Here is a 12,215-nt window from a genome sequence, read left to right on the forward strand (position 1 = left end):
CACGCCCGCTGCCACAGGTTCCCCACCGCTGTTGCAAGCGGTGCGATACCTGTGGCAGCGGGCGTGCCCGCGAAGAACGCGACGCGGTATGGCGTCAGGCGTTACCGGACAGCTTCAGGCGCGCCGCCTGGGTAAAGTCCAACATTCGGTTCAACGGCTTGATTGCCTTGGGCACCAGCGCCGGGTCCACGAAGATTTCATCGCCGCCATTACGCAGGCAATGCAACACCCGCTCAAGGGTATTCATCGCCATCCACGGGCAGTGCGCGCAACTGCGGCACGCCGCGCCGTTACCGGCGGTGGGGGCTTCGACGAACACCTTGTCCGGGCACAGCTGCTGCATCTTGTAGAAGATGCCGCGGTCAGTGGCGACGATGAAGGTCTTGTTCGGCAGGGTCTGCGCAGCCTTGATCAGCTGGCTGGTAGAGCCCACCGCGTCGGCCAGCTCGATCACCGCTTCCGGCGACTCGGGATGCACCAAAATCGCAGCATCCGGGTACAGCGCCTTCATGTCGGCCAACTGGCGCGACTTGAACTCTTCGTGAACGATGCAGGCACCGTCCCACAGCAGCATATCGGCACCGGTTTGCTTCTGGATGTAGCGGCCCAGGTGCTGGTCCGGGCCCCAGATGATGGTTTCGCCGTTATCCATCAGGCTTTCGACGATTTCCAGCGCGCAGCTGGAAGTCACCACCCAGTCGGCCCGGGCCTTAACGGCAGCGGAGGTGTTGGCATAAACCACCACGGTACGCTCGGGGTGCTGGTCGCAGAAGGCCGAGAACTCTTCAACCGGGCAGCCCAGGTCGAGCGAGCACGTGGCCTCCAGCGTCGGCATCAACACGCGCTTTTCTGGGGTGAGGATTTTTGCTGTCTCGCCCATGAAGCGCACACCGGCAACGATCACGGTTTCGGCTGGGTGGTTCTTGCCGAAGCGGGCCATTTCCAGCGAGTCGGACACGCACCCGCCGGTTTCTTCGGCGAGCGCCTGAATGACCGGGTCGCAGTAATAGTGGGCAACCAGCACGGCGTTCTGGGCCTTGAGCTCGGCAGCAATGGCCGCACGGTATTCGGCCTCCTGCTCGGCTGTCAGCGGGTTGGGCTGCTTGGCGTCGAGGTGGGCCTGAACCAACAGGCGTTCGGAAATTTGGGTCATGATCGCTGGACCTGCAGGCGCGTGGGCGCGTCAAATCGAGTGTATCACCCGGCCCTGACAGATCGGCTAAGGGTGCCGGACGGCTCGCAGACCGCCACAGCCCTCTGCGGGCGCGGATTATTATCGGAGGCCGAAGGCTACAGACAATCCAGCGATTACTAAAGTGGTTTTTGCGTTGCCTGTGCTGGCCTTTTCGCGGGCGCGCCCGCGAAAAGGCCAGCACAGGAGAAGCGATCAACCCTGCGGCGACAGCGCCGCCAGGTGTGCGGCCATGAGCATGGCGAACTCTTCCACGGTCATCTTCCTGCCATTGAAGTCGACCATGCCGTCGGCATAGTGCAGGCTGCTCACCACATCGCTGCCCTGCACAGTGGCCATACCGCTTTGCAGCGCCATCATGCCCACCATTTCCCCTGCCTGGCTCGACTGCATGGCAATGGCCTGGGCGTCGGTCTGGCCATCCAGTAGCGCCTGCAAGGTTGCCAAGTCACCGATCATCGGCTTCGACAGTGACAGCTTGCTCTTCACCTCGGTGATCAGTTGCTTGCTCAGCTGGTCTGGCGGCAGGTCGAAGCTGGTCGGGGCGGCGAAGTGCATCGACAGGTCGAAGCGGCTTTCACCATTGGCGGTTTTGAACGACAGGTTTTCCACCGCCACCGTGGGCTTGGCCGCCAGCAGTTTTTGCAAGTCGCCCTGGAACCTGGCCTTCTGCGCATCGTCCATCTGGATTTCCGGCACCGGCTGGCCGGCGGCAGCTGCGGCCTCGAATTCCGGCAGGTGCGCCTGGTACCACGTCGACAGCGCCTGTAGCGCCGGCGCGTTGACCGAGGTGATGCTCACGGCCATCTGAGCCTTGCCCACCGCGCGACCATCCCAGCTGATATCGCCAACCTTGTACGCAACGCGGCCGCCAACGGTATCTGGGCCTTCGAGGGTTTGCATGGCGTTCTGCTCAAGGCCCTTGACCAGCAGCACCTGCTGCTTGGGCCCCAAGGTAACCTTGGTTTCTGCCAGCGCCAGGTCGACTTTGCCCACATAGATGGCCTGGTGTGCGGTGGCCGCCAGCTGGCCGCCGACCTTCAGGCCTTTGAGCTCAAAGGTGGCAGGCGGTTGGTCGTCGCGCACCAGCCTCATCAGGAAACGCTCGGCCTGGCCTTCGAATTTCGACGCTTTGCCGTCCTGGTCAGCGCTGACGTGCAACTGCATGCCCGAGAAGTCGAGGCTGTTGCCATCCGCTTCGTCAAGCTTGACCGGTGCCAACTGGATCTGGCTGAGCACGTTGCCGTCGTAACCCAGGCTGGTCTGGGCGCTGACCGGGGCCTGGTCGCCCGCAGCGGCGAACCACGCCGCCGTAAAGTCGTCCTTCTGCAAGGCGCTGTTGCTAACCGCCATCACTGGCATCAGCTTCAGAGCCTTTACCCGCGACCACGGGAACGGGCCATGCTCGATATGGTCGGTCACACCCACGTCGAAATTCACCACCTCGCCTTCGCCCAGGTTGATGTCGCGGGCCTTGAGCCGGTACTGGGCAGTACTGCTGAAGAAATGCTGCTCCAGCGACACCCGCTCGATACTCATGCTGCCACCTGTGCTCAGCAAGGCCTTGTTGAGTTCGGCGTTGCTGCGGGCCAGGGCGTTGTCCAGCTGCGCCGGCAGCTGCTGGCCGGTGTACCAGGCACCAGCGGTGGTTGCGACGGCGATGGCGACAGCCAGGCCGGAAAGGATGCCAACTGATTTCTTCATGAATAGAACCGATTGCTGTCCGTAAGGGCTTCGAAGGCGGCCAAAGGCCACGCAGAGCGCCAAGAGTACCACCGCCACCGAAGGCTGGTGCCGGCCCAGGTCGAGAAAACCGGTTTTTCGGAAGCGCCTGACAGCGCGTCACAAAACAACGGTTATTCGTTAATTTTTACGAACACTTAAATTGATCAAAACCGCAAAAAACCGAGCGCAAACCGAACAAAACCCCACTTAAATCGATAAATATTTCAATTTAGTAACATCTTGTCATGTTTAACTTGACACCCACCTACCTATCGTTTTTTATTTTCATCACTTTGCGCGCCCTCGCGCCCCCGCCGCTCCAACATAAAAGGTGAATAACATGGAGCCTTCCCGCTCGCGCTTGCCGCATGCGCCATACACCGTGCCCGCCATTTACGCCCAACCGCAGGAGCCATGCCAGCATGCAGCATGACCACAGCGTTTCTGGCAACGGCCAACTGCGCAAAACTCTGCGCCTCTGGCATGTGATCATCATCGGCTTGGCCTACCTGACGCCAATGACCGTGTTCGACACCTTCGGTATTGTGTCTGGGATTACCGCCGGCCACGTACCTAGCGCCTACCTCCTGGCGCTGACCGGCATCCTGTTCACCGCCGTGAGCTACGGCACGCTGGTCAAACGCTTCCCGCAGTCGGGCTCGGCCTACACCTACACCCAACGCGCGATCAACCCGCATGTGGGCTTTCTGGTCGGCTGGTCGTCACTGCTGGACTACCTGCTACTGCCAATGGTCAATGCGCTGCTAGCCAAGCTTTACCTGTCGGCGATGTTCCCGGAAGTTCCGGAGTGGATGTGGGTGGCTGGCTTCGTCACGTTGATCAGCCTGATCAACATGCGCAGCGTAAACCTGGTGGCGCACTTCAACTTGCTGTTCGTGGCCGTGCAGGTGGCGATCATCGCCGTGTTCATTTACCTGTGCGTGCGCGGCCTGGACCACGGTGAAGGGCTGGGCACCGCCTGGAGCCTGTTGCCGTTCGCCGACAGCCAGACCCAATTCAGCGCCCTGGCCGCCGGTGCGACCATCTTGTGCTTCTCATTCCTGGGCTTCGATGCGGTCACTTGCTTGTCCGAGGAAACCCGCGACCCGGCTAAAACCATCCCCCGGGCGATCTTCCTCACCGCACTGATCGGCGGCGTGGTGTTCATCACCGTGTCGTACTTCATCCAGGCGTACTTCCCGACCATGGCACGCTTCCACGACCAGGAAGCGGCCCTGCCGGAAATCGCCCTGTATGTCGGTGGCAAGCTGTTCCAGTCGATTTTCATCGCCTGCACAGTGATCAACACCATCGCCTCGGGCCTGGCCTCGCAAACCAGCGTGTCGCGCCTGCTGTATGTGATGGGCCGCGACAACGTGATCCCGGCCAGCGTCTTCGCCCGCCTGCATTCGCGCTACAAGACACCCGTGCTGAACATTGCCGTGGTGGGCGTTATTTCACTGTCGGCGATCTTCTTCGACCTGGTTACCGCTACCTCAATCATCAACTTCGGCGCGCTGGTCGCGTTCAGCTTCGTCAACCTGGCGGTGATCAACCACTGCTACCTGCGTGAAGGCAACCGCAAAGGCCTGGCTAACCAGCTGAAGTACCTGGTGCTGCCTACCATCGGTTTCTGCATCATCGTCTCACTGTGGCTGGACCTGAACGCACATTCGCTGATGTTTGGTGGCATCTGGGCTGCGCTCGGGCTGGTTTACCTGGGCTGGCTGACCAAAGCATTCCGGGCGGCACCGCCCAACTACGTTGCTGAATGACCTACGCTGCCAACAACGCCCGCGCCTGATCGCGGGCGTTGTATTTGATCGAAAAGGAAAGCCCTCATGCCGCTGCGTCGCCTCTCCATCCAGTGGAAGATCACCCTGCTCACCGGCTTGTGCCTGCTGGCCATCGTCGCCCTGTTGGTGGTTACCTCGCTGACCCAAGCGCAGCGCAGCGCTGCCCTGGTCAACCAAGCCAACACCGCCATGCTCGACAGCAGCGCCCGCCAGCGCCTGCAGGCCCACGCCGAAACCCAGGCCCTGCGCATCCAGCGTTACTTCATGGATGCCTACCAGTACGGCAACGGCTTTGCCCGCCTGGTACAGGTGCTAAAGGCCCGTGGCGGCAGCGACCTGCGCGCCGAGCTGACCCGCCAGGCGCGTGCCAGCCTGGCCGGCAACCCGGATGTTATCGGCCTGTACCTGGTGTTCCAGCCCAACGCCCTGGGCCAGGACAGCCAGTACCTCGGCCAGGATGCCGCGGGCAGCAATGAAAGCGGGCGTTTCTCGCTGTACTGGTCCCAACCCCGCCCCGGCACACTTGAGTTTGAAGCCATGCCGGAAGCAATGCTGAGCGATGCCAGCCCCGGCAGCAACGGCGCGGCCAAGAACCGCTGGCTGACCTGCCCGCAGGACACCGGCAAAACCTGCATGCTCGAGCCCTACCTCGACGAGGTGAATGGCCGCCAAGTGCTGATGACCAGCATCGCCCTGCCGTTGCTAGAGCACGGCAAGGTGGTCGGCGTGGTCGGCCTGGACATCGGCCTGGCCAACCTGCAGCAACTGAGCCTGGACGGCCGCCGAGAGCTGTTCGAAGGCCAGGGCCAGGTGAGTATCGCCAGCGCCGCTGGCCTGCTGGCCGGCAACAGCCGCGACGCCAGCACGCTCGGCCAACCCATGGACAACGCGATAGCGGACGGCCTGCTGCGCGTGGCTCACCCTTTCACGCCAATCCCTGACGCCGCCCCATGGCAGGTGTTGCTGGAACTGCCGGAACGCGTGCTGCAAGCACCTGCCGTGGCCCTCAATCAGCGCCTGGACGCACACAACCAAAGCGCTAACCTCAGCAGCCTGCTGATCGGCCTGGGCGCTGCGGTGGTCGGCTTGCTGCTGGTATGGCTGACCGCACGCGGCGTTACCCGGCCAATACTGGCCGTGGCCGCGCGCCTGGAAGACATTGCCAGCGGCGAAGGCGACCTGACCCGTCGCCTGGACTACGCCCGCCAGGACGAACTGGGCCAGCTCACCGGCTGGTTCAACCGCTTCCTCGACAAACTGCAGCCGGTCATCGCTCAGGTCAAAGGCTCGCTGCAAGAGGCCCGCGGCACCGCCGACCAGTCGGCTGCCATCGCCAGCCAGACCAGCAATGGCATGCAGCAGCAACACCGTGAAATCGAGCAGGTGGCCACGGCAGCCAACGAAATGAGCGCCACGGCGCTGGATGTCGCCCACAACGCCTCACAGGCAGCGCAGGCCGCACGTGCTGCCGACCAGGCCAGCCGCGAAGGCCTACAGCTGATCGACAGCACCCGCCAGGGCATCGACCGCCTGGCTGCCGGCATGAACACCGCCATGGACGAAGCGCGCGCACTGGAGGGCCGCAGCGGGCAGATCGGCTCGGTGCTGGAGGTGATCCGCACGATTGCCGAGCAAACCAACCTGCTGGCGCTGAATGCCGCCATCGAGGCCGCCCGCGCGGGCGAAGCTGGGCGTGGTTTTGCCGTGGTGGCCGATGAAGTGCGCGGCCTGGCCCAGCGCACCCAGCTATCAGTGGAGGAAATCCGCCAGGTCATCGAAGGCTTGCAGCAAGGCACCCAAGATGTAGTGGGCGCCATGCACGAAGGCCAGCGCCAGGCCGAGGACAGCGCCGCGCGCATGGAGCAGGCGCTACCGGCGCTGCAGCGCATCGGCGAGGCGGTGGCAGTGATTAGCGACATGAACCTGCAAATTGCCTCGGCAGCCGAAGAGCAGAGCGCTGTGGCCGAGGAAGTGAACCGCAACGTGGCAGGCATTCGCGACGTGACCGAATCGCTGGCGGGCCAGGCAGATGAATCGGCGCGGATCAGCCAGGCCTTGAACCGGCTGGCCAACCAGCAGCAGGCGCTGATGGCGCAGTTTCGCGTCTAGCCTGTGAAGGCCAATGCGCCTTCTTCGCGGGCAAACACGCGAAGAAGCCCTCACAGGCACCGCATCATTGTTATTTCTGAGCACAATTTATGCAAAACCCAAACAGATCCACCTTCTTCGACATCACCAGCGAACAGGGCCTGCTACGCACCTCGATCGCCGTCACCCTGTTCATCGCCATCATCGGTATTGCCTTCGGCCTTGCCTCTGGCTCGTTCTCCATCGTGTTCGACGGTGTGTACTCGCTGGTCGATGCCAGCATGAGCGGGCTGTCGCTGGTGGTGGTCAAGCTAATCACTTCGCACACCACCAGCGTGCAAATGTCGCGCAAGCTGCGCGAGCGCTTCACCATGGGCTTTTGGCACCTGGAACCGATGGTGCTGGCACTCAATGGCATTCTGCTCAGCGGCGTGGCCATCTATGCGCTAATCAACGCTGTCAGCAGCCTGCTGCAAGGCGGCCGCCACCTGGAGTTCGGTATTGCCATGGTCTACGCGCTGGTGACGGTGATCGCCTGCGTGACCATCGCCATGGTCGAAGCCCGCGCCAACCACAAGCTGAAGTCGGACTTCGTGCGCATGGACGTCAAGGGCTGGGTAATGTCAGCCAGCATCACCGCTGCACTGCTGATCGCCTTCTGCTTTGGCTATGCCGTGCAGGGCACATCGCTGGAGTGGGTGTCGCCATACATTGACCCGGCGGTGCTGGCGCTGGTGTGCCTGGTGATCGTGCCGTTGCCGATGTCGGTGGTGCGTCAGGCGCTTTCGGAGATTTTCTTGGTAACGCCGGGCGACCTCAAGCTGCATGTGGATGAAGTGGCCAAGGCCTTCGTTGCACGCCATGGATTGCAGTCGTACCGCGCCTATGTGGCCAAGGTTGGGCGCTCGCGGGAGATCGAACTGTACTTCATCGTGCCGAAGGCAATGGCCGCGAAGACCATCGAGGAATGGGATGCGTGGCGCAACGAGATTGGTGATGCGGTGGGCGGTGAAGGGCCGGACCGTTGGCTGACGGTGGTGTTCACTGGCGACCCCGAATGGGCTGAGTAAGCAAGAGACGCGAAAACGAAAAAGCCCGCGGCCATTTCTGGACGCGGGCTTTGACGTACTGCGTATGGTGGGTCGTGTAGGATTCGAACCTACGACCAATTGGTTAAAAGCCAACTGCTCTACCAACTGAGCTAACGACCCGATTGATGGCGCGTATAATACTGATTTCTAACGGGAAATCAACACCCCATCAGTTTTTTTCAAGCGTATCGCGTCGGGTCTTCAACACCGGCGGCCTTGAAGCCGTCGGCGCGCAAGCGGCAGCTGTCGCATTTGCCACAAGCACGCCCCTCGTCATCGGCCTGATAGCAGGACACGGTCAGGCTGTAATCCACACCACGGGCCATGCCGGCCTGCACGATCTGCGCTTTGCTCATGTTCTGCAGGGGTGCCTGGATGCGGAAGCCCTGCCCCTCTACACCGGCCTTGGTCGCTAGGTTGGCCATGCGCTCGAAGGCTTCGACAAACTCGGGGCGGCAATCCGGGTAGCCGGAATAATCCACGGCATTGACGCCGATGAAGATATCCCGCGCTTCCAGTACTTCTGCCCAACCCAGGGCCAGCGACAGGAACACGGTGTTGCGCGCGGGTACATAGGTGACCGGGATGCCTTCGCCCGGGGCTTCCGGCACGTCGATGCTGCTGTCGGTCAACGCCGACCCGCCAATGCCATCGAGGCTCAGGCCAATTACCTTGTGCTCTACGACGCCCAGGTCGCGGGCCACGCGAGCGGCGGCGTTCAGCTCGGCGCGGTGGCGCTGACCGTAGTCGAAGCTCATGGTGTAGCAGCTGTAGCCTTCGGCCTTGGCCATGGCAACCACGGTGGCCGAGTCCAGGCCGCCGGACAGCAGGATTACTGCGCGTTTTTCTGTCATGTGTGCTTGCTCCTCAATCAACGCCCGGGTTCGTCGTTCCACAGCAGCTTGTGCAACTGCAGCTGGAAGCGCACGGGCAGGTTGTCGGCAACGATCCAGTCGGCCAGGTCGCTGGCCTTCACCTGGTGGTGGCTGGGCGAGAACAACACCTCACCCGCACGCTCGGCCAGGTTGTACTGGATCAGCTTGGAAACCGCCCAGTCGTAGTCCTCACGGGAACAGATGACGAACTTGACCTGGTCGTTGCGGGTGAGCTGTTCGATATTCGAGTAGAGGTTACGGTGCGACTCTTCCGACCCCGGGGTCTTCAGGTCGACAACGCGGCTGACGCGGGTGTCGGTACCGGCAATATCCAGCGCGCCGCTGGTCTCCAGCGACACCTCGTAACCGGCGTCACACAAGCGCTGCAGCAACGGCAAGGCGTTGGGTTGGGCCAATGGCTCGCCACCGGTGACGCAAACGTAGCGCGGCTTGAAGCTGGCGACCTGCTCAAGGAGCGAATCGAGGGTGCGAAGGGTGCCGCCACTGAAGGCATAGGCACTGTCGCAGTACTGGCAGCGCAGCGGGCAACCGGTAAGGCGCACGAATACGGTGGGCAGCCCGGCCGTTCGCGTTTCACCCTGCAGAGAGTAAAAAACTTCGGTGATACGTAATGTGTCTTGCATGCTCGCCACGGGCGTGACAGCTAAACAGGCTGCCCGCCTCCGTCAGGCACTGTCGCGGACTCGACATAGCGTTATCCGCAGCAGCGTGTTTACGAAAAAAGGGCAGTGATTCTAACGAAAAAACCCGCGACTGGCGCGGGTTTCTTTTGAACGGTGATGCTTAGAGCTTTTGCAGATCACGCTGGGCCAGTTGCGCGGCAGAGGTGCCGGGGTACTGGGTGATGACCTGCTGCAGGATGCCCTTGACCTTGTCGGTATGGCCCATGCGACGTTCGACATCGGCCAGCTTGTACAGCGAATCTGGCACCTTGCTGTGCTTCGGGTACTTCTGACCAACCTGGGCAAACGCTTGGCTGGCACCTGGCAGGTCACCCTTGGCCAGGTTCACTTCACCCAACCAGTACTGGGCGTTGCCCGCGTACTGGCTGTTCGGGTACTTGCGCAGGAAGGCGTTGAACGCCTGGCTGGCCTTGTCGAAGTCCTTCTGCTTGATCAGATCGAAAGCGGCGTCGTAGTAGAGCTTTTCTTTCGCTGGATCACCGGGCTCGCTACTGGCGGCCGGTTGTTGCGCAGCAGCACCTGCTGCTGCACCGGGGGCGGCATTGGATGCACCACCGGAGGAATTATCAGGGGTCGCGGCAGGCGCGGAGCCACTATTGATGCGACGGTCCAGGTCCTGGTATCGCTCCAGGTTTTCCTGCTTCATGCGCGACACATCGTTCTGCAGCTCTTCGATGATGCCTTGCTGGCGGGAAAGCTGGTCCTGCATCTGTTGCAGCTGCATGAACAGCTGGCCCTGTGCTGAGGCAGGGGTCGAAGCCCCTGCCCCGGCATAGGCGCCGCTCGTGCCATAACCCGAAGGCGGATAACTGCCTGCGTTGTCATCTACTACAGGGACCTCAGCCCAGGCCGCGAGCGGCAGGCTGAGTGCGAGGACGGTTACTACACGGCGGCACATACGCATAAGAACTTACTTACGCAGTTCTACGCGACGGTTCTGAGCCCAGGATTGCTCGTCGTTGCCAGTGGCAACTGGACGCTCTTCACCGTAGGAGACCAGTTCCAGCTGAGCAGGGGAAACGCCCTGCAGAACCAGGTAACGCTGAACGGCCTTGGCACGACGCTCACCCAGAGCCATGTTGTACTCGCGGGTGCCGCGCTCGTCGGTGTTGCCTTCCAGGACAACGCGGTTGCCGTTGGACTTCAGGTCCTTGGCGTGAACGTCCAGAGCGCGCATGGCTTCTGGCTTCAGGTCCGAGCTGTCGTATTCGAAGTAGAAGGTGGTGATTGCGCGCAGGGCAGCTTCTTCGCTCAGGGAACCGTCAACGGCGCCGGTGTTTGCACCGTAGCCAGCGTTCGGATCGACAGCAGCGCCTTCACCAGCGTTGTCGCCGCCCTTCGAGGAGCAACCTACAGCTACGGCCATGGCCAGAGCCAGCGCAGCAAATTTACCAAACTTCAGCATTTCCATCGTGAAACTCCTAATGAAACCCCAGTGTGTTAAGCAAAGTATTACGCCGCAATCAGTTCAGGTAGGGGGACCAGGACGGTTCTCTGACTTCGCCTTGAGCGGTAGGAAGTGGGAGCCTCACGCGGCCATTAAGCGACACGAGCATCAAGACTCCCCGGCCCTGCTGGCGGGTGGCGTAGATTAGCATGGTGCCGTTTGGCGCGACAGTGGGAGACTCATCAAGACTTGTTTCCGAGAGAATCTTTACACTTCCGCGTTGCAAATCCTGGGCCGCAACTTTGAAGTTGGTAAAGCCCTGCTGGCGATGAATCATCACCAAGGTCTTTTCGTCAGCCGACAGTTTCGGGTTGGCGTTGTAGTTACCCACGAACGTTACACGCTCGGCACCACCACCACTGACCGACTGCTTGTAGATCTGCGGCTTGCCGCCACGGTCAGAGGTGAAGTACAGGGTGTTGCCATCCTTGCCCCAGAACGGCTCGGTGTTGATGCCCGGGCCAGCGGTAACGCGGCTGATCTGGCGCGAAGCCACGTTCATCACGTAGATGTCCGGGTTGCCGTCCTTCGACAGCACGAACGCCAGGCGCGAGCCGTCCGGCGACCAGGCTGGCGCGCCGTTCAGGCCTTCAAAGTTGGTGACCTGCTCGCGGCGACCGGTATCGATGTGCTGAACAAAGATGCGCGGGCGCTTCTGCTCGAACGAGACATAGGCAATACGCTTGCCATCCGGCGCAAAGCGTGGCGACAGGATCGGCTCACGCGATTGCAGCAGGGTAACCGCACGCGCACCGTCGTAGTCAGAACGCTGCAGGGTGTAGCGGGTGTTGTTGGTGGAGAAGCGCTCGGCCGTTACATACAGCATACGGGTAGAGAACGCACCCTTGATGCCGGTGAGCTTCTCGAACGACTGGTCGGCAATGTAGTGCGCCATGTCGCGCAGTTGGTCGACGCTGCCAGCCACGCTACCGGTCAGCACTTGCTGCTCGGTGGCGACGTTGAACAGCGCGTACTGCACCTGCAGGCGACCGCCCGACGGCACAATGCTGCCGACCATCACGTACTGTGCACCCAGCGCTTTCCAGTCACGGAAGATTACTTCGCTGGCCTGCGACGGCTGGCTGATCATGTTTTGCCGCGGAATCGGCGAGTAGTACCCGGAATTGCGCAGGTCATTGCCGATGATATCGGCCATGTCTTCCGGCAGCACGCTGCCGCCCTGCAAGCCGAACGGCACTACCGCGATGGGCGTGGCCCGATCGCTACCGCTGGTGACCAGGATGTTCTTTTCATCTGCCACGACCATGCCTGCCACACAGCACAGCATGACCAGCAG

The 12,215-nt window shown here is 61.8% G+C and carries 10 protein-coding genes, 1 tRNA gene and 1 pseudogene; 4 read left to right on the forward strand and 8 right to left on the reverse strand.

The window, feature by feature from the left end; translation table 11 throughout:
- Positions 1-94: 94 nt before the first annotated feature.
- Positions 95-1,153, reverse strand: a complete 1,059-nt coding sequence (nadA, locus tag DV532_RS18950; RefSeq protein WP_056804524.1) for a quinolinate synthase NadA — start codon at positions 1,151-1,153, stop codon at positions 95-97.
- Between the two features lie 234 nt (positions 1,154-1,387).
- On the reverse strand, positions 1,388-2,896 hold the full coding sequence (locus DV532_RS18955; protein WP_056804522.1) for a YdgA family protein: 1,509 nt from the start codon (positions 2,894-2,896) through the stop codon (positions 1,388-1,390).
- A 443-nt stretch (positions 2,897-3,339) separates the two neighbouring features.
- Between DV532_RS18955 and DV532_RS18960 the strand changes: the two genes are divergently transcribed.
- The 4 genes and pseudogenes from DV532_RS18960 (at position 3,340) to DV532_RS18970 (ending at position 7,871) form a co-directional block, all read left to right on the forward strand.
- Positions 3,340-4,692 carry an APC family permease gene (locus DV532_RS18960; RefSeq protein WP_056804518.1) on the forward strand — a complete coding sequence of 451 codons (1,353 nt, stop codon included), beginning with the start codon at positions 3,340-3,342 and terminating at the stop codon, positions 4,690-4,692.
- Positions 4,693-4,977: 285 nt separating this feature from the next.
- Positions 4,978-5,964: pseudogene (locus DV532_RS31240) on the forward strand (HAMP domain-containing protein); the annotation flags it as partial.
- A gap of 102 nt (positions 5,965-6,066) precedes the next feature.
- A complete protein-coding gene (locus DV532_RS31245) occupies positions 6,067-6,822 on the forward strand; it encodes a methyl-accepting chemotaxis protein (RefSeq protein ID WP_372340004.1) in 756 nt (251 codons plus the stop codon).
- 89 nt (positions 6,823-6,911) lie between these two features.
- Positions 6,912-7,871: a cation diffusion facilitator family transporter gene (locus tag DV532_RS18970; protein ID WP_056804512.1), complete on the forward strand. Its 960-nt coding sequence runs from the start codon at positions 6,912-6,914 to the stop codon at positions 7,869-7,871.
- 65 nt (positions 7,872-7,936) lie between these two features.
- Here DV532_RS18970 and DV532_RS18975 read toward each other — a convergent pair.
- The 6 genes from DV532_RS18975 to tolB form a co-directional block, all read right to left on the reverse strand.
- Positions 7,937-8,012 (reverse strand) — tRNA-Lys (locus DV532_RS18975).
- Between the two features lie 59 nt (positions 8,013-8,071).
- Complete coding sequence (queC, locus tag DV532_RS18980; protein ID WP_056804509.1) at positions 8,072-8,746, reverse strand: 7-cyano-7-deazaguanine synthase QueC; 675 nt, start codon at positions 8,744-8,746, stop codon at positions 8,072-8,074.
- 17 nt (positions 8,747-8,763) lie between these two features.
- The gene (gene queE / locus DV532_RS18985; protein WP_056805388.1) at positions 8,764-9,411 is read right to left on the reverse strand and encodes a 7-carboxy-7-deazaguanine synthase QueE; all 648 of its coding nucleotides are present in this window, start codon (positions 9,409-9,411) and stop codon (positions 8,764-8,766) included.
- Positions 9,412-9,571: 160 nt separating this feature from the next.
- Positions 9,572-10,375 carry a tol-pal system protein YbgF gene (ybgF, locus tag DV532_RS18990; RefSeq protein ID WP_056804507.1) on the reverse strand — a complete coding sequence of 268 codons (804 nt, stop codon included), beginning with the start codon at positions 10,373-10,375 and terminating at the stop codon, positions 9,572-9,574.
- A 6-nt stretch (positions 10,376-10,381) separates the two neighbouring features.
- Positions 10,382-10,882, reverse strand: coding sequence for a peptidoglycan-associated lipoprotein Pal (pal, locus tag DV532_RS18995; protein WP_012273762.1), 501 nt, complete (start codon positions 10,880-10,882; stop codon positions 10,382-10,384).
- Positions 10,883-10,934: 52 nt separating this feature from the next.
- Positions 10,935-12,206 carry a Tol-Pal system beta propeller repeat protein TolB gene (gene tolB / locus DV532_RS19000; protein ID WP_056804504.1) on the reverse strand — a complete coding sequence of 424 codons (1,272 nt, stop codon included), beginning with the start codon at positions 12,204-12,206 and terminating at the stop codon, positions 10,935-10,937.
- Positions 12,207-12,215: the final 9 nt, after the last annotated feature.

It is taken from the genome of Pseudomonas sp. Leaf58 (genome assembly GCF_003627215.1).
Taxonomy (GTDB): Bacteria; Pseudomonadota; Gammaproteobacteria; order Pseudomonadales; family Pseudomonadaceae; genus Aquipseudomonas.

What these genes read in the sequence shown, in the direction of transcription:
- DV532_RS31245 (WP_372340004.1), top strand. Translation starts at nt 6,067, where the DNA reads ATGCAGCAGCAACACCGTGAAATCGAGCAGGTGGCCACGGCAGCCAAC.
- queC (WP_056804509.1), bottom strand. Translation starts at nt 8,746, where the DNA reads ATGACAGAAAAACGCGCAGTAATCCTGCTGTCCGGCGGCCTGGACTCG.
- DV532_RS18960 (WP_056804518.1), top strand. Translation starts at nt 3,340, where the DNA reads ATGCAGCATGACCACAGCGTTTCTGGCAACGGCCAACTGCGCAAAACT.
- queE (WP_056805388.1), bottom strand. Translation starts at nt 9,411, where the DNA reads ATGCAAGACACATTACGTATCACCGAAGTTTTTTACTCTCTGCAGGGT.
- nadA (WP_056804524.1), bottom strand. Translation starts at nt 1,153, where the DNA reads ATGACCCAAATTTCCGAACGCCTGTTGGTTCAGGCCCACCTCGACGCC.
- pal (WP_012273762.1), bottom strand. Translation starts at nt 10,882, where the DNA reads ATGGAAATGCTGAAGTTTGGTAAATTTGCTGCGCTGGCTCTGGCCATG.
- ybgF (WP_056804507.1), bottom strand. Translation starts at nt 10,375, where the DNA reads ATGCGTATGTGCCGCCGTGTAGTAACCGTCCTCGCACTCAGCCTGCCG.
- DV532_RS18955 (WP_056804522.1), bottom strand. Translation starts at nt 2,896, where the DNA reads ATGAAGAAATCAGTTGGCATCCTTTCCGGCCTGGCTGTCGCCATCGCC.
- tolB (WP_056804504.1), bottom strand. Translation starts at nt 12,206, where the DNA reads ATGCTGTGCTGTGTGGCAGGCATGGTCGTGGCAGATGAAAAGAACATC.
- DV532_RS18970 (WP_056804512.1), top strand. Translation starts at nt 6,912, where the DNA reads ATGCAAAACCCAAACAGATCCACCTTCTTCGACATCACCAGCGAACAG.